At 48.9% G+C, this 24,005-nt stretch carries 21 protein-coding genes and 1 tRNA gene; 13 read left to right on the top strand and 9 right to left on the bottom strand.

Features of this window, described 5'->3' with window-relative positions; translation table 11 throughout:
• Positions 1–27 precede the first annotated feature (27 nt).
• Positions 28–2,412: a TOTE conflict system archaeo-eukaryotic primase domain-containing protein gene (locus ACO0LG_RS24055; protein WP_423030197.1), complete on the top strand. Its 2,385-nt coding sequence runs from the start codon at positions 28–30 to the stop codon at positions 2,410–2,412.
• 15 nt (positions 2,413–2,427) lie between these two features.
• On the opposite strand, the gene ACO0LG_RS24060 is transcribed toward ACO0LG_RS24055, so the two are convergent.
• A complete protein-coding gene (locus ACO0LG_RS24060; protein WP_423030199.1) occupies positions 2,428–2,838 on the bottom strand; it encodes a TnsA endonuclease N-terminal domain-containing protein in 411 nt (136 codons plus the stop codon).
• A 482-nt stretch (positions 2,839–3,320) separates the two neighbouring features.
• Here ACO0LG_RS24060 and recA point away from each other — a divergent pair, with 482 nt between their 5' ends.
• The 12 genes from recA to ACO0LG_RS24120 all read left to right on the top strand — a co-directional run bounded on the left by recA (position 3,321) and on the right by ACO0LG_RS24120 (position 15,627).
• Complete coding sequence (gene recA, locus ACO0LG_RS24065) at positions 3,321–4,364, top strand: recombinase RecA (RefSeq protein ID WP_186956013.1); 1,044 nt, start codon at positions 3,321–3,323, stop codon at positions 4,362–4,364.
• A gap of 89 nt (positions 4,365–4,453) precedes the next feature.
• Complete coding sequence (gene recX, locus ACO0LG_RS24070; protein ID WP_423030201.1) at positions 4,454–4,912, top strand: recombination regulator RecX; 459 nt, start codon at positions 4,454–4,456, stop codon at positions 4,910–4,912.
• Positions 4,913–5,116: 204 nt separating this feature from the next.
• On the top strand, positions 5,117–5,530 hold the full coding sequence (locus ACO0LG_RS24075; RefSeq protein WP_423030203.1) for a hypothetical protein: 414 nt from the start codon (positions 5,117–5,119) through the stop codon (positions 5,528–5,530).
• A gap of 383 nt (positions 5,531–5,913) precedes the next feature.
• A complete protein-coding gene (locus ACO0LG_RS24080) occupies positions 5,914–6,498 on the top strand; it encodes a DUF2889 domain-containing protein (RefSeq protein ID WP_423030205.1) in 585 nt (194 codons plus the stop codon).
• A gap of 31 nt (positions 6,499–6,529) precedes the next feature.
• A complete protein-coding gene (sucC, locus tag ACO0LG_RS24085) occupies positions 6,530–7,714 on the top strand; it encodes an ADP-forming succinate--CoA ligase subunit beta (RefSeq protein ID WP_422942867.1) in 1,185 nt (394 codons plus the stop codon).
• Between the two features lie 18 nt (positions 7,715–7,732).
• Positions 7,733–8,614, top strand: coding sequence for a succinate--CoA ligase subunit alpha (gene sucD, locus ACO0LG_RS24090; protein WP_186947208.1), 882 nt, complete (start codon positions 7,733–7,735; stop codon positions 8,612–8,614).
• A gap of 449 nt (positions 8,615–9,063) precedes the next feature.
• On the top strand, positions 9,064–9,870 hold the full coding sequence (locus ACO0LG_RS24095) for a Stp1/IreP family PP2C-type Ser/Thr phosphatase (RefSeq protein ID WP_423030207.1): 807 nt from the start codon (positions 9,064–9,066) through the stop codon (positions 9,868–9,870).
• 29 nt (positions 9,871–9,899) lie between these two features.
• Entirely contained in the window at positions 9,900–10,508 is a 609-nt protein-coding gene (locus tag ACO0LG_RS24100) for an FHA domain-containing protein (RefSeq protein WP_423030209.1), read from the top strand.
• 450 nt (positions 10,509–10,958) lie between these two features.
• Positions 10,959–11,423 carry a pilin gene (locus ACO0LG_RS24105; RefSeq protein ID WP_423030211.1) on the top strand — a complete coding sequence of 155 codons (465 nt, stop codon included), beginning with the start codon at positions 10,959–10,961 and terminating at the stop codon, positions 11,421–11,423.
• 402 nt (positions 11,424–11,825) lie between these two features.
• A complete protein-coding gene (locus tag ACO0LG_RS24110; protein ID WP_423030213.1) occupies positions 11,826–12,062 on the top strand; it encodes a prepilin-type N-terminal cleavage/methylation domain-containing protein in 237 nt (78 codons plus the stop codon).
• A gap of 488 nt (positions 12,063–12,550) precedes the next feature.
• Positions 12,551–13,012, top strand: a complete 462-nt coding sequence (locus ACO0LG_RS24115) for a pilin (RefSeq protein WP_423030215.1) — start codon at positions 12,551–12,553, stop codon at positions 13,010–13,012.
• 254 nt (positions 13,013–13,266) lie between these two features.
• Positions 13,267–15,627 (top strand): tetratricopeptide repeat protein, encoded by a 2,361-nt coding sequence (locus tag ACO0LG_RS24120; protein WP_423030217.1) that lies wholly within the window; start codon positions 13,267–13,269, stop codon positions 15,625–15,627.
• Positions 15,628–15,753: 126 nt separating this feature from the next.
• Here the strand turns inward: ACO0LG_RS24120 and ACO0LG_RS24125 are convergent, their stop codons facing one another.
• The 8 genes from ACO0LG_RS24125 to ACO0LG_RS24160 all read right to left on the bottom strand — a co-directional run bounded on the left by ACO0LG_RS24125 (position 15,754) and on the right by ACO0LG_RS24160 (position 23,921).
• On the bottom strand, positions 15,754–16,215 hold the full coding sequence (locus ACO0LG_RS24125; RefSeq protein ID WP_423030219.1) for a pilin: 462 nt from the start codon (positions 16,213–16,215) through the stop codon (positions 15,754–15,756).
• 483 nt (positions 16,216–16,698) lie between these two features.
• Positions 16,699–18,444 (bottom strand): gamma-glutamyltransferase, encoded by a 1,746-nt coding sequence (gene ggt, locus ACO0LG_RS24130; protein WP_423030221.1) that lies wholly within the window; start codon positions 18,442–18,444, stop codon positions 16,699–16,701.
• Positions 18,445–18,579: 135 nt separating this feature from the next.
• Positions 18,580–19,167, bottom strand: a complete 588-nt coding sequence (locus ACO0LG_RS24135; protein WP_423030223.1) for a 50S ribosomal protein L25/general stress protein Ctc — start codon at positions 19,165–19,167, stop codon at positions 18,580–18,582.
• A 114-nt stretch (positions 19,168–19,281) separates the two neighbouring features.
• On the bottom strand, positions 19,282–20,244 hold the full coding sequence (locus ACO0LG_RS24140) for a ribose-phosphate pyrophosphokinase (protein ID WP_186950326.1): 963 nt from the start codon (positions 20,242–20,244) through the stop codon (positions 19,282–19,284).
• A gap of 122 nt (positions 20,245–20,366) precedes the next feature.
• Positions 20,367–20,443 (bottom strand) — tRNA-Gln (locus tag ACO0LG_RS24145).
• 32 nt (positions 20,444–20,475) lie between these two features.
• Positions 20,476–21,363 (bottom strand): 4-(cytidine 5'-diphospho)-2-C-methyl-D-erythritol kinase, encoded by an 888-nt coding sequence (gene ispE / locus ACO0LG_RS24150; protein WP_423030225.1) that lies wholly within the window; start codon positions 21,361–21,363, stop codon positions 20,476–20,478.
• The gene (lolB, locus tag ACO0LG_RS24155; protein WP_423030227.1) at positions 21,360–22,037 is read right to left on the bottom strand and encodes a lipoprotein insertase outer membrane protein LolB; all 678 of its coding nucleotides are present in this window, start codon (positions 22,035–22,037) and stop codon (positions 21,360–21,362) included. The genes ispE and lolB overlap by 4 nt, the downstream gene beginning before the upstream one ends.
• Before the next feature lie 63 nt (positions 22,038–22,100).
• Positions 22,101–23,921: a tetratricopeptide repeat protein gene (locus ACO0LG_RS24160; RefSeq protein ID WP_423030229.1), complete on the bottom strand. Its 1,821-nt coding sequence runs from the start codon at positions 23,919–23,921 to the stop codon at positions 22,101–22,103.
• Between the last annotated feature and the right edge of the window lie 84 nt (positions 23,922–24,005).

The raw sequence follows: 24,005 nt of genomic DNA on the forward strand, positions 1-24,005 counted from the left end.
ACTTGTCGGTTGGTCAAAAGCACACACATGTCAAAACTTGAATCGGAAATCACTCAGTTACGTGCTGAAAACGACATGCTCAAGCGTTTGCTGGCTACACATCGCATCGCCATTCCAGGTGCTGTTGCAGATGTTAATCAAACAGGGTATATGTATTCTGACGTGAAAGTAACAGGAACGCTTTCTCCAGAGTCGAAGGTTAAACTGTTCCGTAAATTATTTCGTGGCCGGGAAGATGTGTACCCAATGCGTTGGACGAGTACCCAGACTGGTAAGGCGGGATACTCCCCGGTCTGCGCCAATGAATGGCGTCGAGGCGTTTGCGAGAAACCGCGTATCAAGTGCAGTGATTGTCAGCACAGTTTGTATGTGCCAATGACGGACCAGGTCATTTTCAATCATTTGAAGGGCGAAATAACCGCCGGCATCTATCCTCTGTTAGTCGAAGACAGGTGCCATTTCCTGGCTATCGATTTTGACGATGCCGATTGGCGCGAAGACGCCAAGGCTGTGTTACAGACTTGTATTTCTAATGGTCTTCCTGCTGCACTCGAAATTTCTCGTTCTGGGGAAGGGGCGCATCTTTGGATGTTTTTTAATGGGGCAGTCCTTGCGCGCGATGCGCGTCGTCTTGGCACAGCTTTAATCAGCGCCACTTGCGCCCGGACCAGGCAATTGAAGCTGAGTTCATATGATCGCTTATTTCCTAACCAGGATACGATGCCTAAAGGTGGATTTGGTAATCTAATCGCACTTCCTTTGCAAAAACTCCCGAGAGAATTGGGGCGTAGTGTGTTCGTCGACGAGAATCTTCAACCGCTGGCAGATCAATGGGCTTATCTAGGCAGTATTCAACCTATGCTTGCGGCTCTGCTGGAGCCAACCTTAACAAAATTGGTCGGTGATCGGCATCCTCTCGACATTGCCTACGCCGAAGTACCAGATGAGAATGCGGACACACCCTGGATCAAGGCGGCTAAACCTGATATCAAGCTCACTGGCACCATGCCAAAAGCAGTTGTCGCTACGATTGGCGACCAGCTATACATCGAGAAAGCAGGGTTGCCGCAAGCATTGATGAATCGATTGATTCGCCTGGCTGCGTTTCAAAATCCGGATTTTTATAAGGCACAGGCGATGCGTATGTCCACTTGGGACAAGCCACGCATTATAGGCCGTGCCGAAAATCACCCTAAGCACATTGCCCTGCCGCGTGGATGTTTGCCAGATGCTAGTTCGCTCTTAAAGGCTAACAAGATTGAACTCCGGCTGACAGATGTTCGTACCATAGGTGCCGCGCTCAATGTTAGATTCTCTGGAACCTTGCGCGCAGATCAACAGGAAGCAATGGACGCGGTGCTACGCAAAGATTGCGGTGTGCTAGTTGCTCCGACCGCCTTTGGCAAGACAGTCACTGCCGCAGCGATCATTGGGCATCGAAAATGCAGCACGTTGATTCTGGTTCACCGGGCAGATTTGATGCGGCAATGGCAAGAGAGGCTAGGGAGTTTCTCGGACCTTGGGACGCAAAAAATAGGTTTGATTGGTGCAGGAAAAAGCAAACAAAACGGATTATTGGATATTGCCGTCATCCAGAGCCTGGCTCGTCGAGATGATTTGCCCGATTTTCTCAGTCATTATGGGCAGATCATTGTTGACGAGGCGCATCACTTATCTGCGGTCTCATTTGAGTTGGTACTCAATCAGGCCACTGCACGTTACGTCCTCGGCTTAAGTGCGACTCCAGTTCGTAGCAACGGACACCACCCTATAATGTTCATGCAGTGCGGTCCTGTCCTTCATGTTGCCAAGCAGCCTAGTCACGTACCAGAACAATTGCTAGTCCAAGTGCAACATTTGCCAGTTCCTGCAATGCCAGCGCAAGCAAGCATTCAGGACGTAATCCGACTCTTGGCTGAAGACGATGTACGTAATGCTTGCATTGTTAGCGATGCAGTCACAGCGCTAAAACAAGGCAGGAAAGTGCTGCTGCTCTCGAAGCGGACAGAACACCTTGATTTGCTGCACGGACAATTGAAGAACTCGGACTTTCCATGTTTCTTATTGCATGGACGGATGAAGTCAAAGGATAGGCTAGCAGTAATTGCGTTGCTAAATGAATTACAGGAAGATGCACCGCACATTTTGCTGGCAAGCGCACAATTGATTGGAGAAGGATTTGACCATGCTCCTTTGGACACGATGATCTTGACTTTGCCAATTTCCTGGGAAGGCAGCTTGCGTCAATATGCTGGGCGACTGCATCGAGATCACGCTAACAAAACAAATATTTTGATATACGACTATGCAGAACTAGATCATCCACAGCTTGCGAGGATGTGGGAGAAGCGCCAACGTGGATACCGGGCAATGGGATATCAAGTTGAAGTGGCTGGCCGCAGGTTGTGTTGAGAAATTTCTATGAGGCTAGCGAAGAAGTAGTTCGATCTTTACCGGCAGGCCTGCGTCATCAATCATGTCATCTGTGACTACGTGAAATGAAAATGTTCGCTGTTTGAGAATGGATGAAACCTGATTAAACATTTCAACCGACTTGTAGACGAACACTGCTGGCTTGACTTCTATGATCAGCGTCCTCCCTGAAGAAAATTCAACAAGGAAGTCTGGTGTATAGGATTTGTCCTTTTCTTCCCCATAAGTCACGGTAAATGGCTGGTCGATAATGCGAATTACACCTGGAGTTAGTAGCATCCTCTGGATGAACCGGCGCTCAAGTTGGCTCTCATATTCGATGACTTCTTTCTGTAGCCAGCCACATGCCACTAACCCGACAGTGCGATGGGGTGATCTAGTAATCACTTTGCGTTTGGGTTTCATGTGCGGTACCCGTTGCTAAGTGAAAAGGCAGCAAGTGATGGTGCAAGTGGAAGCTTCAGATGCCTATGGTGATCGCATCCAGGACTGCCAGGCGATAAAGTATTTTTGGCTATTCTGGTTAGCCAACGGACCATTTGCTGTGGGTGTAGCTGCTTGTGGCAAGTGATTGCACACAGCTTTTGGAATTGCGAGAGAGGCTGGATTGATGCATGGAAATATATGCCCTTCTTCATTTGATTTCTCCTGCGTACAGGCGTGCGGGTACGGTGCCCGCATGTACGCGATCACAAAAATGATAAAAAGGGGTTTCGACATAACAAATGTTAAGTGATTACTAATGTTTGACTGTAAAATTCCCCATTCAGAAATCAATGCAAAAAGTCGCTTGCATAAATCACTGTTTTTTTATACAGTACTGCAAATCGCAGGAAATTAAGCCTGTATTCCTTTTTCCACCCGCCGCTTATTGAATGAAAGAATGTATGGACGATAAGAAACCAGAAAATGCCTCAGAAAAAGCAAAGGCACTTGCAGCAGCGCTGGCACAGATAGAAAAGCAGTTTGGTAAAGGTTCGGTCATGCGTATGGCCGACGGTGAAGTGGTGGAAGAGGTGCAGGTAGTCTCTACTGGCTCTCTGGGCCTGGATATTGCGCTGGGCGTTGGTGGCTTGCCGCGTGGCCGCGTAGTCGAGATTTATGGTCCTGAATCCTCTGGTAAAACCACATTGACGCTGCAGGCGATTGCTGAAATGCAAAAGCTGGGTGGCACTTGCGCGTTTATCGATGCTGAACATGCGCTGGACGTTGGTTACGCTCAAAAACTGGGTGTGAATCTGTCTGATTTGCTGATTTCCCAGCCTGATACAGGCGAGCAAGCACTGGAAATTACCGATGCGCTGGTACGTTCCGGCAGCGTTGACCTGGTCGTCATCGACTCGGTTGCAGCTTTGACACCCCGTGCCGAGATTGAAGGCGACATGGGTGACTCTTTGCCTGGTCTGCAAGCACGTCTGATGTCCCAGGCTTTGCGTAAGCTGACAGGCAGTATCAAACGTACCAATACCCTGGTGATTTTTATTAACCAGATTCGCATGAAGATTGGTGTCATGTTTGGCAGCCCGGAAACGACTACGGGTGGTAACGCGCTGAAATTTTATGCTTCTGTACGTCTGGATATCCGTCGCACTGGCTCTATCAAGTCTGGTGATGAAGTGGTGGGTAATGAAACCAAGGTCAAGGTTGTCAAGAACAAGGTGGCTCCACCATTTAAAGAAGCGCACTTCGACATCATGTATGGCGAAGGTACTTCACGCGAAGGCGAGATTCTGGATCTGGCAGCCGATGCCAAGATCATAGAAAAAGCCGGTGCTTGGTATAGCTATAATGGCGAACGTATCGGCCAGGGTAAGGATAATGCACGTACTTATCTGAAAGAACGTCCTGAGCTGTCATTTGAAATTGAAAACAAAGTGCGCTTGCATCTGGGCGTGCCTTTGTTGATGCCAGCAGCGGCAACGGCTGAATAAGTTGTTGCACTAAGCGCTAGCACTCTTGGCGACATAGTCTTGAATCATGCCGGTTGGTAGCTACTAACTGGCATTTTCGCTTTTAAAGTATGAAGAAACCCACCATTAGTCTGAAAGCCCGTGCCTTGCGTTATTTGTCCATGCGTGAACATAGCCGCATGGAGCTGGAGCGCAAGTTGGCGCGTTATGTGGAAGAGGGCGACGATGTTGGTGCTGTGCTGGATTTTTTGGAAGCCGCAAAGTATTTGTCTGGGGAGCGTTTTTCTGAATCGTTGGTGAACCGTCGGCAGGCCAGATTTGGCAATTACCGTATTCTTGCTGAGCTGCAAAGCCATGGGTTGGATGCGCAGGATATAGAAAACGTCAAGGACGGTTTGAAAGAGTCAGAGCTGGAGAGGGCGATTCAGGTCTTGCACAGGAAATTCCGGCATGCGCCGCAAGACCAGCAAGAAAAGATGAAGCAGGCGGCGTTTTTGCAGCAGAGAGGGTTTTCCAGTGGGGCGACGCAGGCGGCGATGCGGGCGTCGCGGGATGAGGATTTGGACTAGGATAGGCTACGTCGAGTTGATAGACTTTGCTTTTACTGACGTAGCTCCGAGTATTATTGCATTTGTCATAATAAGTTTTTTTTGCAAAAATCTAAGTGTATATACATATTTATGCCCTCCCAGGTTGAGGCTGGCTTTGGTAGGTGGGGCCGGGCCTCGCTAGGCTACGTTTTATCCGCCCAACACTCGGCCTTGAAATAATGCATGCGTTTATTAACGCCCAATGTTGGGCTGATAAAGCGTAGCAAAAACTACGAAGTTAGCCTCTCAAATAAAAATTGTCTTGTAAATATGGAAATTTTTAAATCGCTTATTACGTTTGCTGGTTACGACGAGGGGTATTTTCATCTCTCGGATACAATTCAGTACGAAGGAAATTGGTGGCTTGTTGCAACTTGGCTAAAACATCCAGTCTTAAAACACCGATTACCAGAACGAATCGTTCAGATGGATGGCACTGTAATTCCTTTCCAGGAAGTTCAAGAGTTGGAATATCGTTTCTTGGTAAACAGCCCAATACCGAAATCCGTTGTCGATGGTAAGCCACAAGCCGGGTACACCATCACAATTCATCCCGCATCAATACTTAGTGCGCAAGGTCCAGAATCCATTCATTAGGCAATTTTTTCATAGACAAAATTTATGGTTTTGGGGTTTCAGTTCCATAAATGTGCTACAAGAAGCGACATGTATTCGGAAGAGGAATGAATTATGGATAAGCTTGTGCTTATTCTAAATATTAATACTGCGAAATCAAACTTTTGTTAGGTTTCAGCTTGGCAAACCACAAAAAACTTAATTTTCTGCTTAGATTTCTGCATAAGCATACTCAGAAAACTGCGTAAATTGTAGTCATATGATGAGTTCGCGGCTGGTCTGTGCTAAACTCTGCTGGTTTTTTTGCAGGGCCGCAGGAGCGGCTGTTATCGTAGAAGCTGCGGTAACGACACGCAATTGTGGCTATTTATTCAGTAATTCCGGTTTAGCCGCCAGCAGGCATGATGCCCTTATCTTCGTCAACCAACAGACGCGCCTTAAAGCACACGCGTACTATCCAGATCGAAGCGTTCGCGCGCGATGACGGATTGTGGGATCTTGACGCCCGTATCACTGATTATAAGCCCCGCGATATCACCCTCGCATCTGGCGTGCGTCCGAATGGCAGCGCGCTGCATGACCTTAGCCTGCGCATTACCATTGATTTGCAATTGACCATCGTTGATGTGGAAGCATCTTCGGATGCGGTACCTTACCCGGGTTATTGCGAAGTCATTACGCCAGACTATAAAAAACTCATCGGTTTGAATTTGTTAACACAGTTCCGTCAGGGCGTGAAAGAGCGCATGGCCAGTGTGCAAGGGTGCACCCATCTGACGGAAATGGCGCAAATTTTGCCGACGGCGGCAGTCCAGGCTTTTGCCGGAGATGTCATTGATACCCGCGATGGCGCCAGCGACACGGGCAAGCAGCAACACCAACCTTTTCAACTTGATCGCTGTCATGCCCTTCGTACTGATGGGCCGGCGGTTGTTCAATATTACCCGCGTTGGGCAAAAGTATCGCCTGACGTGAAATCACCCAGCTAGTTTGTTTGTTTAATTATTTATACCTCAGTGTCTGAAGGGAAGTCGTATGAAAATTCATGAGTATCAGGGTAAAGAAATCCTCCGTAAATTCGGAGTGACAGTACCACGCGGTATTCCATGCCTGTCTGTTGACGAAGCGGTCAAAGCGGCTGAAACGCTGGGCGGACCAGTCTGGGTTGTTAAAGCGCAGATACACGCTGGTGGCCGTGGCAAGGGTGGTGGCGTGAAAGTCGCTAAATCCCTGGAGCAAGTGCGCGAATACGCTGAGGCGATTCTGGGCATGCAACTGATCACGCATCAGACTGGCCCTGAAGGTCAAAAGGTTCGTCGCCTGTTGATCGAAGAAGGTGCTGATATCAAAAAAGAACTGTATGTCAGTATGGTCACTGACCGTATCAGCCAGCGCGTGGTCTTGATGGCCTCCAGCGAAGGCGGTATGGATATTGAAGAAGTGGCAGAATCACATCCAGAGCTGCTGCATTCTATCGCTATCGACCCGACCAATGGTCTGCAAGATGCTGAAGCTGATGATATCTCCCGCAAAATCGGTGTGCCTGAAGGCTCTATCGCTGATGCGCGCGTACAGTTGCAAGGTTTGTACAAAGCCTTCATGGAAACTGACTGCTCCCTGGCTGAGATCAATCCTTTGATACTGACCGGCTCCGGCAAAGTGATCGCACTGGATGCAAAATTCAACTTCGACGCGAATGCCTTGTTCCGTCAACCAGAAATCGTTGCTTACCGCGATCTGGATGAAGAAGATCCAGCTGAAATCGAAGCCTCCAAATTTGACCTGGCTTACATCTCCCTCGACGGCAATATCGGCTGCCTGGTGAATGGTGCTGGTTTGGCGATGGCAACGATGGATACCATTAAACTGTTCGGCGGCGAACCAGCCAACTTCCTCGACGTAGGCGGTGGTGCGACAGCAGAAAAAGTAACAGAAGCCTTCAAGATCATGTTGAAAAACCCAGGCCTGAAAGCCATCTTGGTCAACATTTTTGGCGGCATCATGCGTTGTGACGTGATCGCTGAAGGCGTGATCACTGCATCCAAGGCAGTTTCCCTGCAAGTACCACTGGTTGTGCGTATGAAGGGTACTAACGAAGACATCGGCAAGAAGATGCTGGCTGACTCTGGCCTGCCTATCATCGCGGCTGACACGATGGAAGAAGCAGCGCAGAAGGTTGTTGCTGCCGCTGCTGCTAAAGCTTAATAATCGCAAGGAACAGATATGTCCATCCTGATCAATAAAGACACTAAAGTCATCACCCAAGGTATCACTGGCAAAACTGGCCAGTTCCATACTCGCATGTGCCGCGATTACGCAAACGGTAAAAACTGTTTTGTCGCTGGCGTGAACCCGAAAAAAGCTGGCGAAGATTTCGAAGGCATCCCGATTTTTGCTAACGTATCCGAAGCTAAAGCTGCTACTGGCGCGACAGTTTCCGTTATCTATGTTCCACCAGCAGGCGCAGCTGCTGCCATCTGGGAAGCTGTTGAAGCTGACCTGGATCTGGCAATTTGCATTACCGAAGGCATCCCTGTCCGTGACATGATGATGTTGAAAGACCGCATGGCGAAGTCCGGTAGCAAAACAAAATTGCTCGGCCCTAACTGCCCAGGTCTGATCACGCCAGACGAAATCAAGATTGGCATCATGCCAGGTCATATCCACCGTAAAGGTCGTATCGGCGTGGTTTCCCGTTCCGGTACACTGACATATGAAGCAGTGGGTCAATTGACTGCACTGGGTCTGGGTCAGTCTTCTGCTGTTGGTATTGGCGGTGATCCTATCAATGGTCTGAAACACATCGACATCATGAAGATGTTCAATGATGATCCAGATACTGATGCTGTCATCATGATCGGTGAAATCGGTGGTCCGGATGAAGCGAATGCTTCTTACTGGGTACGCGACAACATGAAGAAGCCGGTTGTTGGCTTCATCGCTGGTGTAACTGCGCCTCCGGGTAAACGCATGGGCCACGCTGGCGCGCTGATTTCTGGTGGTGCTGATACTGCACAAGCCAAGCTCGACATCATGGAAGAATGCGGCATCAAGGCCACGAAAAACCCATCAGAAATGGCGCGTTTGTTGAAAGCCATGCTGTAAGCAAAGGGTTGTAAAGCTGCTTCGCAAGAAAAGAGTCGCAAATTTTGCGACTCTTTTTTATTTATGGCTGGGTTTATGGTGGATATCCGTGCAAATAGATTTCCTTAATGTTAAGCTTGAACATCAGTGGTTATTCGCTATTGAATTGAGTATGTTTTGTTTAGCTGATTATGTGGCATATTGCGTCAATAATGAGTGAGAAGATAGGAAAGAAAACAATTCTGCGAAGTAGGAGCAGGGGATTTACGCAAAATTTCAGACGGCATCCGGCCATCGACGCTACTAGACGGGACTAAAGGTATTTTAAGTCGTCGTGTCCAGCACTGCGTTGACTGGGGGTGCTTCCAAAGCCCGAAGAATGTTTGCGCAAGCCCTGATTAAAATAATTCTAAAATATGGTCTGTTTCATATAAATTTATTCACCTCAGGATGTATCCCAACATTTATTGATGTCATACCAGCGTGTACTAGAATTTGCTGCCCTGTCTGATACGGGCTTGGTCAGGTCGCATAACGAAGATGCTATCGTCGTTTGTGCAGATTACGGCTGTGCGGTCCTGGCCGATGGCATGGGGGGATATAACGCGGGCGAAGTCGCCAGCGCCATGACAGCCCAAATCATTGCTGAATATTTATGTAGCAAGATGGATGCCATCTGGTTCCCATCCATGGGACCAAGGCCGTTGGCGATGGCACGATGGATGACAGAGTCGATAGAGCAGGCCAACCGCAATGTATTGTATACGGCGCTGACCAATCCAGAATGCGCAGGCATGGGCACTACCGTGGTGGTGGCATGCTGTTTGCAAGACAAGCTTTTGCTGGCGCATGTCGGTGATTCGCGCGCCTATCGTTATCGCGCAGGCGAGCTGACACGCCTGACGCAGGATCATTCGGTATTGCAGGAACAGATTAATGCTGGTCTGGTGACCGAAGAAGAAGCGCGTTATTCTTCTATTAAGAACCTGATCACCAGGGCAGTGGGTACTCTGGAAGAAGTGCATACAGAGTTGCATACACACCATACTGAAGAAGAAGATTTGTATCTGATGTGTTCAGATGGATTGACCGATATGCTCGGGCATGATGAAATCCAATCCTTGATCAGGCAGTACGGGACTGAGCTTCAGCCCTGTGCCGAAGCGTTGATTGATGCTGCCAAGGACAGGGGCGGGCTGGATAATATCTCCGTTGTCCTGTTCCGGCTGGTGAGTGAAGAAAACAAGTCCTGGTTACAAAGAACATTTACCCGGTAGGTCGGGGATTATGAATTGATGAGAGATTTATGGCGAAAATTATCGTCACCTTTAATGGTTTGGTTCAGCAAGAAATCACTATCAGCAAATCACGCCTCACTGTAGGCCGGCGTCCCAGTAATGATATCGTCATCGACCACCTGACGGTCAGCGGCCAGCATGCCGCAATTGATACTTCTTCCAGCGGCTCCTTCGTACTTGATCTTGGCAGTACCAATGGCACCATGGTCAATGCGCAGCCTGTCAAAAAACATCTGTTGCAGCACGATGATGTCATCGACATCGGTAAATACAAATTGCGTTTCCAGGTAGAAGAATCAGGCAAGCAGACTTTTGTGCCTGAGCCAGGCCAGGTGCAACCAGCAGCTGTTGAAAAACCAAGAGCCAAGATCAAAGTGATGACGGGCCCTAATGCAGGCAAGGAACTCAATCTTGTAAAGCCCGTCACTACGATAGGCAGCCCTGGCACCCAGGTCATCGCGATTACCCAGCAAGGCAAGGATTATGTCATTGCCCAGGTCGAAGGCAATACCGCTGCGACGGTCAATACCCAGTCCATCAAAGACAAACCGCACACCCTCAAGCATGCTGACATGATAGAGTTGGCAGGGACAAAAATGGCAGTGATTTTTTATTAATCACCTGCTGCGCACGTATCCCTACCCTGGTTAACAGGGCAGGGATAGTCTCAAACACCTGATACTGCTTATCACCAATTCCTGCTGCCTTATGGTGATGAGTTGAACTCGAGGCCGTATATTATCTATGCGCCACGTTGTTACCATGACCCGCATGCAAGCGATGCGCAAAGTAAAAAATTTTTCAAATTTGTAGCAAGTGTTGAAACAATTTTTTACATGACTGACAGACTTGTCAGTCGTCTTTGTAATCTGGCACAAACACTGACAAATATTTGTATTGATTAAATTACAATCATTGACGCAATTCGTCACTAGTTAATCAATGGCCTATGAAATCGCCAATTTATGCATAAGAAAATGCATAGTTACGCAGTAAACAAAAACTGGCACGGTGATTGCTACATGTAAAGCGTAGTTCCTGATTTCAACTTTTTCCTGGAGTTCATAATGAAAGCTATCCCTAAACAGCTGCAACGCGGCTTTACACTGATCGAATTGATGATTGTTGTTGCGATTATCGGTATCTTGGCAGCGATCGCTATTCCTCAGTATTCTGATTACACATCCCGTACTCGTGCAGCTGGCGCAGTTTCGGAACTGGATAGTCTGAAATCTGCAATGGCAATTTGCTACCAAAATGAAGGTGCATGGACAAACTGTGCAACTACAGGTTCAAACGGTATCCCATCTTTCCCAGTTACAACTAAATTCCTGCCAGTAATCCCAACTGCAGCCGGCGCTGGTATTATTACTGCCACTTCAACTGGTGCTACAACAACTACTGGTACTAACTTGACATTGACATTGACACCAACAATCTCTACTGGTCAAGCTAACATGATCTGGACAGCATCTGGCACAGTCTGCGATCCTATCCGCGGCTTGAAATCTGGTCAAGGCGGCTGCCCATAATAGCTGGTTTGATTTTCAAAAAAAGCCCACTTTATTGTGGGTTTTTTTTTAGCGAGCGATCAAAAATATATTCATAAATGCCACATATTACATGTCAAAAATTGTCTTTTAGCCATATTCTCAGTCCATACTGGCGAGCCGCAATTTTTACCAAGTAATGAATGAGACAACACAAATTATTATTTGTAAGTCAAACAATAAAAAAAATGCTCATTTCGCGATAAGTTAATTGATCGTAAGAGTGTGCTTAATATGTATTTGACGCCAGGGACAGCGTGAACTACCTAGCTCAGCAATAGGGAAACATATTTACTCTCGACAAACTTGTTTTGCTTACAGATAGACTCTTTACATGTAGGCGTAATAAATTAAATTACCTATGCAAACAGTGCAACGGGCTTTATGCTGATCGAACTGATGATTGTTGTTGCAATTATCGGCATCCTTGCAGCGATCGCTATTTCTCAGTATTCTGATGACACATCCCGTACTCGTGCAGCTAGCGCAGTTTCAGAATTTCAGAGCTTGAAGAAAGCGATGGCGATTTGCTACCAGTACGAAAGCGCATGGGCTAGCTGTATAACTACTGGGTCAAATGGCATTCCATCTTTCTCCGTTGAACTAAATTCCTGCCAATAATCCCTACTGCATCTGGCCAAGGAGTCATCACTGCATCTTCAACTGGCGTTACAACAACTGCTGGTAAAACTTGACATTGACACCAACAATCTCTACCGGCCAGGCGAACATGATCTGGACGGCCAGTGGCACAATATGCGACCCTATCCGTGGTTAGAAATCTGGTCAGGGGGGGCTGTCCTTAATAGCTGGTTTGGTTTCCCAAAAGAGCCCACTTCATTGTGGGTTTTTATTTTGCTGGTCAAAGTGTACTGATAACAAGAGCAGATCAAACCCTGCAAAGTGAGAAATAAACAGGCAGGGCCAGATTTAATGGCTTACATGAAATTCATCGGAGTAGAATTTGTCAAATCACTTTTGTCTTTGATGAGGACATGATTCGAGGCTGGCTTGGGAACTTGACCAGATCAATCAAGAAAGTATGCAGTTTACATCGATGATGGCATTTGCCTTCAGTTACGATCAACCCTTATATGAGGTAGCAATAAATGACATCATTTGCGCGGACGGTGCAACGCGGTTTCACCTTGATAGAATTGATGATAGTCGTGGCAATTATCGGTATTTTGTCTGCAATCGCTCTTCCACAATATTCTGATTACACATCCCGTACCCGTGCGGCCGGGGCAATTGCGGAGTTGCAGAGCCTGAAGCATGCGATCTCGCTTTGCTATCAAATGGAAGGCGGATGGACGGGTTGTTCTACGATAGGTAGTAACGGCATCCCATCTTATCCAGTCACAACCAAGTTCTTGCCTGTAGTTCCTACTGCAGCGGGCAATGGCGTTATCACTGCAACACAAACTGGCGCGACAACGACTGGTGGTACACCTTTGGCTCTGACATTGACCCCGACTATCTCCAGCGGTCAGGCAAACATGATATGGACAGCAAGTGGCACAATCTGTGACCCTATCCGCGGTTTGAAGTCCGGCCAAGGTGGTTGCTGACATTAATTTACCCGCTGCTAAAAAGACCAGATCGCGAGTTCTTCTCCCCTGTCATTTCTGTATTTCCATACATGGCATATAGCGCATGGCAGAAAAAAATGTCGCCTTGCCCTGTCGGCAAGCATCCTGCCATATGCAAGAGACACATTTCAGGGCTTGCAACGCGGTACTGATTTCTTGCTCAAACTTGCGCGCCACATTTACAATCTGGATTAGTAGATGAATATGGCTGGCGCTTACTTGAGAAATGACACATGCTGAATTGGATTAAGAGTAAATTTTCTTCAACCGCTGATAAGAGTACCAGCCTGGTCCCTGAACCTGCGGGCTTGGCAGTGCACCTGCAAGCGTTGGGGCCAGGAGATTTGAAGGCGGCTGGAGATGAGTTTTTTAAAAACAGACATTTTGTTGAGGCAGTCAAAAACTATCAACAGGCCTTGCTTGCCCATCCCCATGATGCAGAATTAAACAATAAACTGGGCGATGCCTGGTATGAGCAGCGCAATTGTGTGCAAGCCGAAAAGTATTACCGGCAAGCGCTGGCAATCAAGCCAGATTTCCTGGATGCGGCCATTAACCTGGGTATCAGCCTTGATGAGCTACGTCGTTATGATGAAGCTGAACAAGTGTATAAGCAGATTCTTGCGTTCCACCCTGAGTCTCACTACATTTTCTTCAACCTGGGTGTTACCCTGACATCCATGGGGCACCTTGATGATGCCAAGACCTGGTACCGCAAGGCTCTGGCACAGAGGCCCAATTTTAGCCATGCGCACTTCAACCTCGCGACTATTTTACAGCGCCAGTCTTTGCTGGACGAAGCTGAACATCACTATAAACAAACCATCAAAGTCGATTCTGGTAACTTTGCCGCTTTTTGCAATCTGGGCATGATATGCAAGGAACGTGGAAAATATGATGAGGCAGAAATCTATTTTGATAAGGCCTTGAAGATCAATGAACTTCATGTAGAAACCCGTAATAACATCGGCTTGATTTTGCAGGAGAAAAATAAGCTGGAAGAAGCGGCGCAATGTTTTCAGGCTATCCTGAAAATACGCCCCGACTTTGCAGATGCGCATTGTAATCTTGGCGATGTCTATAAAAAGCAGACCCGCCTTGAGGATGCAGAAAAGTGTTATAAAACTGCGATATCGCTGCAAGCCGACATTGCCCGCTTTCATTGCAACCTGGGCATCGTCTATCACGAAACGGCACGCTATCTTGAGGCGACAGCCTCTTATCAGCGTGCCCTCAGTCTGGATGCCAACTCACTCAATTTGTTCAGCAATATGGGAAATACATATTCTGATCGCGGCATGCGCGTCGAAGCTGAACAAAGTTATCGCAGGGCGCTGGAAATAGAGCCCGATCATGCTGAGACCTATGGCAATTTACTGTTCCTGCTGAACTATGATCCCGTGCGAAATGCCAGTGAGATTTTTACTGAGTATCAGGTATATGAAGAAAAGTATGCACGTCCTCATCGGAGCAAGTGGCAAGCATTTGCCAACGATAAAAATCCGCATCGCCGAGTAAAAGTTGGCTATGTTTCGCCAGATTTTCGCCGGCATGCAGTGCAATATTTTCTTGAGCCTTTGTTGGCGCATCATGACAAGCAAGCTTTTGAGTTATACGCCTACGCAGAATTAAAATATGAAGACGCAGTCACTGAGCGTTACAAAAGTTATGTGGATCACTGGGTGCCGACGGCAGGTCTGTCTGATAACGAGCTGGCAGAGAGAATCCGGGCTGACGGCATAGACATTCTGATTGATCTTGCTGGCCACACGGGGAGTAACCGCTTGCAAGTATTTGCCCGCAAGCCAGCCCCGGTACAGGTTTCATGGCTGGGTTATGGTTATACCACCGGCCTGAAGGCGATTGATTATTTTCTGACAGATGATACTTGCGCTCCACCAGGCGCTGAAGCGGTATTTTCAGAGCAGCCCTGGCGCCTGGAGACGCCATCGTTTGCATATCGTCCTGCTGAGGGGATGGGAGAGGTCAGCCCGCTGCCCGCCCTCAAAAATGGTTACATAACTCTGGGAACGCTGACCAGGTCAGTCAGGATTAATCATCTCACCATACGTATATGGGCGGCGATTCTTGAAAAAATAGAAGGCGCAAAATTATTAATCAATAGCGGGAATTTTAAAAACGCCGATTTGCGCCGGGATCTTGAAGAAAAATTTGCGGCCCTTGGCATACACAAGTCCCGTCTGGACATAGGATACGATACTCCGCCCTGGAACACCCTGAGAAAGATCGATATAGGCCTGGACTGTTTCCCGCACAATTCCGGAACTACGCTGTTTGAGACTTTGTATATGGGCGTGCCCTATGTGACACTGGCCGGACGACCCAGTGTTGGTTTGCTCGGAAGCTCAATCCTGAAAGGTATTGATCATCCTGAATGGATAGCGCAAAGCGAGCAGGAATATATCGATAAAGTCGTAGAACTTGCCAGTAATACCAGTGCGCTTGCGCTAGTGCGTGACAATTTGCGCGAGCAAATGACGCATAGCAAGCTTATGGATGAGGAGGGATTTTCATCTAAAGTAGATACCGCCTTGCGTAGCATGTGGATCAAATGGTGCGAACACACTAGCTAATAAGCGTGGCTCAATAGGCTTGTAATCTGGCATCTTTTTAATCAAGCACAATATATAGCTTGATTGAAAAGGGTACGAGGTGCAAGTTCAGCATTGCTCCAACCTTGACAGGTTTAATGCCAGATATTAGCACCCACCCTGGCCTGGTTTCAAACCGCGAATTGGATCACACACAGTGCCTGTGTTTGTCCATACCATATTACTTTGTCCAGAACTGATTGACGGCGACAATATGATGCTCAACGCAGCGCCAGTGGTGGTGGTAGCGCCTGTCGTTGTTTGCGTAATCACACCTGCATTAGAAATGGAGGGTGCATTATTGGTCAAAAATTTTGACGTGATGACAATGGGAATGGAATTGCTGCCCATGACTGTGCAGTTTGCCCAGCCATTTTCATTCTGGTAGCAAATGGATAATTCTTTTTTCAGGCTGTTGAGTTCGGATATCGCACCCGACGCACGCGTGCGTGAAACATAATCAGAATATTGTGGAAAAGCGATTGCTGCCAGGATGCCAATAATAGCAACCACGATCATCAATTCTATGAGTGTGAAGCCTCGCTGAATTGTTGTTGAATAACTTTGCATTTCTTTCTCCTCAGCAGCAAAAAGCAGTGTAGTCACGGTATAGACGCAAATTTTGTGCCAATCATGTGACTGCGCCTAAAATTGCCACTCGTATGCTAAAGCTGAACGCTTAAGGTCACAATTGTTCTTGCTCTTAGCTTGCAATTGTTTGCCTTGTTGATACAGGAGAAATGCCAACTAGAGAGTCAGCAAGGAATAGAAATTCTTGCGACCTGAAATGGTGGGAAACTATTTGGCTATGGGAAAATATCGGCCTGTGCTGTACTTATATTGATGAATTTCTGACATAAGGCACAATGTTCTTGTCATTTTAGTTTTTATTTTGAAAAATGCTAAAACGACAAATGTCAATGACAAAAAACGTCAATGTAATACAAAAATTTGCACATGTTTCGAAATTGTTACACTTTAGGTCAGTATTTTTTTAATAATGCAACAAAAGTTGATATTTTCAACGGGTCACTTTGGCAAGTGATGATCGACTTAAAACCCTAGGGCCGCACCATCTGGATTGCGCGGGTCTGAATACCCGGCAAATCCTTGCGGGACTATTTGTATGGTCTGGGTCTTGCCGAGCGTGCCTGTCGGGCGTAATACCTGTCCCTTTTGTTCCAGCAGGCGCAGTGTGTCCATGCTGATGCCTTTTTCAAAGCGCAATTGGTCTGGCATCCATTGCTGGTGTATGCGCGGCGAGATGGTGGCTTCGGCCACGTTCATGTCATGGTCTATGACATTCAATATGGTTTGCAGCGTTGTCGTGATAATGCGGCTGCCACCAGGGCTGCCCGTCACCAGGAAGGGCTTGCCGTCCTTGAGTACGATCGTTGGTGACATAGAGCTTAAAGGCCGCTTCCAGCCCTGTACGGCGTTGGCATCGCCGCCCAGCAAACCAAAGGCATTTGGCACACCTGCCTTGACTGAAAAATCATCCATTTCATTGTTCAGGACGATGCCGGTGCCCGTGGCGACGATGCCGCTGCCAAAGTTCAGGTTCAGAGTGTAAGTCGTGGCGACGATGTTACCGAATTTGTCAGCGACGCTGTAATGCGTGGTCTGGTCGCTTTCATAGGGCAGGGGTTTGCCGGGTTTGATGTCGGCAGAAGGCGTAGCGCGGTCAGCTTGTATTTTCTTGACCAGTTCATCTGCATAGGCGCGCGAAGTCAGGCCTTTGATCGGCACCTTGTAATAGTCAGGGTCACCCAGAAATTCAGAACGGTCTGCATAGGCCAGTTTCATTACCTCGCTCAATTGGTGCAGCGTCTGAGCACTATTCGCTCCCTGCTCCTTCAGCGGGTAATGTTCCAGCATGTTCAACATTTGTATGATGTGTACGCCACCAGAGCTCGGTGGCGGCATGGAGACCACGTCATAGCCGCGATAATTGCCACGCACCGGGATGCGTTCCACTGCCTTGTAATTCTTCAGGTCACTGACAGAAATCAAGCCCTCATGCTGCTGCATTTCAGCAATGATTTTTTTTGCGACTGCACCTTCATAAAATGCTGACGGGCCTTGTTCGGCAATCAGGCGCAACGATTGTGCCAGATCTTTTTGCAGCAAGCGCTCACCTGCGAGCATAGGCTTGCCATCCTTGAAAAAAATTGCGCGGCTGGCTGGCCATTTGCCGAGCTGATTTTTGCTGGAATCTATTACCTCCGCCAGATGCGGGCTGATCTCAAAACCCTGGTCGGCCAGGCGTATCGCCGGGGCGATGACATCTTTCCATTTCATGCTGCCATATTTGCGCAAAGCCAGGTCCATGCCCGCTACCGTGCCGGGTATGCCGACCGCCAGATGACTATACAGGGATTTACCGGAGATGACATTGCCCTTTGCATCGAGGTACATGTCACGACTGGCTTTTTCTGGTGCCAGCTCACGAAAATCCAGTGCGATATCCTTGCCTGATTTGCTGTCATGAATAATCATGAAGCCGCCGCCACCGATATTACCTGCGTTAGGCAACACCACAGCCAGCGCAAAGCCGACAGCCACCGCAGCATCTACCGCGTTGCCTCCACGCTTGAGTATGTCCAGACCAACCTGAGTCGCCAGCGCCTGCTCGGTCGCCACCATACCTTGTTTGGCATAGACCGGGCTAATGATGGGGTAGCTGGTGTCATATTTGATACCAGCAGCCAGTTGCGCCTGGCTGGCGGGGCTGACTACGGCGAAACACAGGGGGACGAGCAGACTCAGGCATAGCTTGCGGCTGGAGGGGGAGGGCATGCGTATAACTCCGAAATCATTGATAGCAGAAATAGTAATACCAATTCTGACATGGCATGCGAGTAAAGTATCCCTCATGTACAAAATAAAAAAGCCGCCCGAAGGCGGCTTTCATCTAATCTGCATAAATGCAAATTATTTTGCTTCAGCTTCTGCAGAAGTTGCGCCAGCTGGGATAACAGCGATAGCAACAGTTGCGTCACCACCGTGTACTACAGCTGTCACGCCTTTTGGCAGTGTCAGTTGAGATACGTGGATGGATTGACCAGCTTCCAGTTTGGACAGGTCAACTTCAACGAACTCTGGCAATTCCGATGGCAGGCAGGAAACGTCCAGTTCAACAGCAACGTGGCTGATCACGGCAGCAGACAGTTTCACTGCTGGGGATACGTCAGCGTTGATGAAGTGCAGAGGCACTTTAACGTGGATTTTTTGGTTAGGATCTACGCGTTGGAAATCAGCGTGCAAAACCAGTTGTTTGTAGGCGTGGACCTGGAAGTCGCGCAACAATACTTTTTCTGATTTGCCATCAACTTCCAGGTCCAGAATGGAAGAGTGGAAGGCTTCTTTTTTCAATGCATGGTACAGCGCATTGTGATCCAGCGTGATGGATACCGGGGCTTCTGTACCGCCGTAGATGATGCCAGGTGTTTGGCCAGCAAGGCGCAGGCGGCGGCTCGCTCCGGTCCCCTGTACATTGCGTGCAAATGCGATTACTTTCATGGTGTTACTCCAAAAAATGCAAAACATTGATTTGTTTTGCGGTATTGAACCCCCGCGACCAGGGGCCCAGAAAATAGCCCCGCCATCAAAGAGATGGCAGGGCCGGAAAATGATTTAGTCCGTGAACAGCGAGATAACCGACTCGCCCTTGGTGATACGGCGGAAAGTCTCGGCCAGCAGGCTGTCGCAAGACAATTGACGGATCTTGGGGCAGGCACGGGCAGCTTCTGTCAGTGGAATCGTGTCTGTCACGACCAGCTCATCCAGCGGTGATTGCGAAATACGCTGTATCGCAGGGCCGGACAAGACAGGATGAGTACAGTAAGCCAATACTTTTTTAGCGCCACGCTCTTTCAATACTTCAGCCGCTTTGGTCAGTGTACCGGCAGTGTCAACCATGTCATCCATGATCACGCAGTTGCGGCCTTCAACTTCACCAATGATGTTCATGACTTCAGAGACATTCGCTTTTGGACGACGTTTGTCGATGATGGCCAGATCACAACCCAGGCGTTTTGCCAGCGCGCGGGCACGTACCACGCCACCTACGTCTGGGGAAACCACCAGCAGGTCTTCGTAATTCTTGGCGACCAGGTCACCCAGCAGAATTGGCGAAGCATAAATATTATCGACAGGGATATCAAAAAAACCCTGGATTTGATCAGCATGCAAGTCCATGATCAGCACGCGGTCTACACCGGCTTCTTCCAGCATGTTGGCAACCACCTTGGCAGAGATTGCCACACGCGCAGAACGTGGGCGACGGTCCTGGCGGGCATACCCAAAATAAGGAATAGCGGCAGTGATACGACCAGCAGATGCACGTTTCAGTGCGTCGACCATCAACATGATTTCCATCAGGTTGTCGTTGGTGGGTGCGCAAGTGGATTGCAAGACGAACACATCTTTACCGCGGACGTTTTCATTGATCTCGACCATGACTTCGCCGTCAGAGAATTTGGAAACGTCTGCCTTGCCGAGGGGGATGCCAAGTTGTTTGGCAACACCGGCAGCCAGTGCAGGATTGGCGTTGCCAGTGAAAACCATCATGTTGTCATTTGCGCGCGCATTTGCCATGGCTGGGACCTATCGGCTGAGATTTTGTGGGTCTGGCTTATTTTGCATGGGTTTTACACAAAAATAGCCGCTGATAAAACTGAAAAAGCCGCCGCACAATCTATGCGGCGGCTTTAATTTAATGGCAGGGGAGGAAGGATTCGAACCTTCGCATGCCGGAATCAAAATCCGGTGCCTTAACCAGCTTGGCGACTCCCCTACACAACCGTTTGCCTGTTTCCAAGTTCGCCGCTATTTTAGCGTCAAACCGGCTTCAAGCCAAATATTTTTCGATCCCAATTTCTGCGCCATCGGGTGGCTACTCAGTGCTTTTGCTTTCCATGATGTCCAGCGATCCTGTACTTGCTCTACCACTATGTCTGCTGCCGTTTCGTCGGCAAAGGCACAAAAAACGCAAGCTCCTGATCCCGTCATCCTAGCATCGCCGTGTTGTGAGAGCCACTTAATGGCTGCATCAACTTGCGGAAACAATGCACAGGCTACTGTTTGCAGATCGTTTTTCCAATTATGTTTTGCATCACTGGAAAAGTCCGCTATTCTGACCGGATTCGTGTCCCTTGTCAACTCCTTTGCCGAAAAAATTGCTGGTGTCGGTACTTGGACACCCGGTTCCAGCACCACAAACCAGACGTCTGGCGTGTCCAGCGCCTGCAATTTTTCACCGACCCCTTCGGCAAAGGCATTTGTTCCAAACAGGAAGAAAGGCACGTCTGCACCCAGTTGCAGGGCCAGTTCCATCATTTCATCGCGCTGGACGCCGGTTTGCCATAAATGATTTAGCGCGAGCAGGGTGGTGGCTGCATCGGATGAGCCGCCACCCAGGCCGCCACCCATGGGCAGGTTTTTGCGCAAAGTCAGGTTGGCACCCAAAGTGCAGCCCGTATGGCTTTGCAATAATCTGGCCGCGCGGACGATCAAATCGCTGTCCGCTGGCACACCCTCTATCTCATTGGTGCGGCATATCTGGCCATCGGCACGCACTTCCACATCCAGGTAATCGCAACGGTCTATCAACTGGAAGGCCGTTTGCAGCAAATGATAACCATCTGCCCGTCGGCCCGTCACATGTAAAAACAAGTTGAGTTTTGCGGGGGCAGGGCAATTGTCGAGTCTGCTCATTTCCATTCATTCACCACAATGCGGATAGAGACATCGCCAGCTTGCTCGGTATATCTTTGCAGGTCTATGCGTTTCGGGAAGCTCGGTTGTTCATGCCAGCTGACATAGCGCAGTTTCCAGCCCTGTGTGGTCAGGGTCAGGTCTTCTGCTTTCACGGCGCTTAGTTGCTTGCCATCGACGGCGACAAAGCCTTGCAGCCAGTCGCGCAAACCTGCTACAGGCAAGGACCAGCCCAGGGTATCTTGCAATAACTGATCGAGATTGCTGGCAGTGCGTGGGGTCTTGCCCTCCTGCTCCAGCGTGGCACCTTGTGCAGTCTGGGTAATGCGTGCCATCGTTTGGCCCAGAGGAGACAAGAGATTGATGCGTATGCTTTGCGCGTCCTGTTCCCATTCAAAGCCGCCAGGCAGGCTCTGTGGCTTGTCTGCCTGCTGGTATTGGATGGATATCTTGCCGCTGATTTGTATTTTTTGCTGATATTGACGGGTGCTGATTGTGTTAGCAGTGCTCGTCGTCGCTGTTGCTGGCGCTTGTGCCGGGCCGTTCAGGCTGGCGCAGCCAGTGCTGAGCAAGGCGCAAAATAAGGTTGATGCGAGCAGTTTACATTGGGTGTTTGATAGCATGGTTGCAGTATGGATTGCGTCTATGATGGGCACAAATGACAAGGCGGACATTATCTGTCCGCCAGGTGTCATTCTATTCAATTTTTGATGTAAGCATCTTTGGCAAGATCAGCATCAGGGTTTGACTTTCAATCTTTCCAGCGTGGATTTTAGCGTCTGGTTTTCCGGGTCTTTTTTCAGCGCATCACGCCAGACTTTTTTCGCATCATCTTTTTGCCCCATGGTCCACAAGACTTCACCCAGGTGCACACCTATCTCGGCATCAGGGCGCATTTGATAAGCGCGGCGCAGGGCTTGTTCAGCTTCGTCGTACTTGGCCAGCCTGAACTTGACCCAACCCAGGCTATCAAGGATGAAGGGATCATCCGGTGCCAGCTGGTTGGCTTTTTCTATCAGCGTATTGGCTTCATCAAGTTGCACATTGCGGTCGGCAAAGGAATAGCCAAGGGCGTTATAGGCATGCTGGCTGGTGGGCGCCAGTTCTATGACTTTACGCAGTGAGGCTTCCATGCCAGGAATATCTTTTTGTGACTCGGCCAGCATGGCAAAGTCATACAGCAGGTCTGGATTATTGGGTGTCTGCTTAATACCTTGTTCCAGCACCGCCCTGGCCTGATCTGGCAGGCTTGCATCCCGCAATAGCTGGGCTTCTGACTGTATCAACTGGATTTGTTCAGTTTCATTGCTGGCCTTGATTTGCTGTATAAAGGCGCGTGCTTCCAGCAGCCTGCCTTCCTTGGCCAGCAAGAACCCGCGGCGTATTTGTACATTGAACCAGGCAGGGTTGCGGCCATCATAAGAATCGACCTGCGCCAACCAGTCTTGTGCCGCTTTGTAATCCTTGCGTTCGGCTGCTATGCGCGAGAGATTGACCAGGGCAGTGGTCGGGTCGCGGTCTTCTCCGGTTTTACCTTCGAGTGACTGCAGGTATTGCAAGAAATAAGCCTCGGCTTTTTGCGGCTGATTACGTTCCATCGCCAGTACACCCAAGGTGTAGATGGCACTGACATCATCAGGTTTGTCACGCGCGATGATTTCAAATTCGTGGTTAGCCTGATCCAGTTGCTTCAGGTCTATCAGTATGCTGGCATAGGCCAAGCGTACATCGCGGGCACCTGGGTTTTTTACCAGGAAGGCGGATAAGGCCTTGGCAGCATCTTCCTGTGAAGAGGCCTGGGCAACCGTGAGCACTGCCAACTGAGAATCTGGCCTGACTTTCAGTACTTCCTGCGCCTCACTGACGGCAAGCTTGTTGTCACCCTTGACATAGGCACCCTGAGCCAGCGCCATATGGGCATCAGGGCTGTCTTTATACGGTTGCAGCAGGGTGGTCAACGTATTGTACGCACCGTTTTTGTCCCGTGCACGCGACAACAGGCGCTGCACCTGCAACATCATCACGCCCAGTTGTTTGGGGTCAGATGATTTCAGTTTTTCTGTATAAACAGACTGGATTTCAGTCAGATTATTAATATTCAGCATGAACCCCAGGTAGTACTGGGTCGCTTCATTTGAATTAGGTGCCAGCTCACGCCAAAGACGCACAGCCTGCAAGGCCTCGCCTGATTGTTTGGCGGCCAGCGCGATTTCCGCAGCCCGTTTGGCAATACGCGGATCGCGGGTTTGTTCCGCCACAGAGTACAGAATTACATATGCGCTTTGCCAACTGCCACGCTGGAAGGCGATTTCTGCGGTCACGATCTTGTAGAATAATTCCTCGGTCAGCTTGACTTCCGGCAAGGGGTCTTCATAGACCGGTGCACTGGCTACGCCGTTCAGGGTTTTTTCTGCAGACAGGGCTGCCTGTGCAGCATCGCTGACATGATGCGTGTCTTCGACAGTTTCGCCGCCTGGTTTTCCTACGCTTGCACATCCGCTGATCAGGGCGGCGCTCAATACCAGCACCGCAGGTCGCCACAGTGCAGCAGCAGACATGGACGATATTGCGGATACAATAGGGTTAAATATGAGAGTAGGCAGTGTTTTCAAAACGGATCCGGATTTGACGTTGATGAATGA

This window comes from Undibacterium sp. Ji42W (genome assembly GCF_049340405.1).
Taxonomy (GTDB): Bacteria; Pseudomonadota; Gammaproteobacteria; order Burkholderiales; family Burkholderiaceae_D; genus Undibacterium.

Coding starts and splice junctions, on each gene's coding strand:
- ACO0LG_RS24110 (WP_423030213.1), top strand. CDS start 11,826: ATGCTGATCGAACTGATGATTGTTGTTGCAATTATCGGCATCCTTGCA.
- recX (WP_423030201.1), top strand. CDS start 4,454: ATGAAGAAACCCACCATTAGTCTGAAAGCCCGTGCCTTGCGTTATTTG.
- ACO0LG_RS24100 (WP_423030209.1), top strand. CDS start 9,900: ATGGCGAAAATTATCGTCACCTTTAATGGTTTGGTTCAGCAAGAAATC.
- lolB (WP_423030227.1), bottom strand. CDS start 22,037: ATGTCCGCCTTGTCATTTGTGCCCATCATAGACGCAATCCATACTGCA.
- ACO0LG_RS24125 (WP_423030219.1), bottom strand. CDS start 16,215: ATGCAAAGTTATTCAACAACAATTCAGCGAGGCTTCACACTCATAGAA.
- ACO0LG_RS24120 (WP_423030217.1), top strand. CDS start 13,267: ATGCTGAATTGGATTAAGAGTAAATTTTCTTCAACCGCTGATAAGAGT.
- ACO0LG_RS24140 (WP_186950326.1), bottom strand. CDS start 20,244: ATGGCAAATGCGCGCGCAAATGACAACATGATGGTTTTCACTGGCAAC.
- sucD (WP_186947208.1), top strand. CDS start 7,733: ATGTCCATCCTGATCAATAAAGACACTAAAGTCATCACCCAAGGTATC.
- ACO0LG_RS24055 (WP_423030197.1), top strand. CDS start 28: ATGTCAAAACTTGAATCGGAAATCACTCAGTTACGTGCTGAAAACGAC.
- ACO0LG_RS24060 (WP_423030199.1), bottom strand. CDS start 2,838: ATGAAACCCAAACGCAAAGTGATTACTAGATCACCCCATCGCACTGTC.
- ACO0LG_RS24080 (WP_423030205.1), top strand. CDS start 5,914: ATGCCCTTATCTTCGTCAACCAACAGACGCGCCTTAAAGCACACGCGT.
- ACO0LG_RS24095 (WP_423030207.1), top strand. CDS start 9,064: ATGTCATACCAGCGTGTACTAGAATTTGCTGCCCTGTCTGATACGGGC.
- ACO0LG_RS24135 (WP_423030223.1), bottom strand. CDS start 19,167: ATGAAAGTAATCGCATTTGCACGCAATGTACAGGGGACCGGAGCGAGC.
- ACO0LG_RS24075 (WP_423030203.1), top strand. CDS start 5,117: ATGCGTTTATTAACGCCCAATGTTGGGCTGATAAAGCGTAGCAAAAAC.
- ACO0LG_RS24105 (WP_423030211.1), top strand. CDS start 10,959: ATGAAAGCTATCCCTAAACAGCTGCAACGCGGCTTTACACTGATCGAA.
- ispE (WP_423030225.1), bottom strand. CDS start 21,363: ATGAGCAGACTCGACAATTGCCCTGCCCCCGCAAAACTCAACTTGTTT.
- ACO0LG_RS24115 (WP_423030215.1), top strand. CDS start 12,551: ATGACATCATTTGCGCGGACGGTGCAACGCGGTTTCACCTTGATAGAA.
- ACO0LG_RS24160 (WP_423030229.1), bottom strand. CDS start 23,921: ATGTCTGCTGCTGCACTGTGGCGACCTGCGGTGCTGGTATTGAGCGCC.
- recA (WP_186956013.1), top strand. CDS start 3,321: ATGGACGATAAGAAACCAGAAAATGCCTCAGAAAAAGCAAAGGCACTT.
- ggt (WP_423030221.1), bottom strand. CDS start 18,444: ATGCCCTCCCCCTCCAGCCGCAAGCTATGCCTGAGTCTGCTCGTCCCC.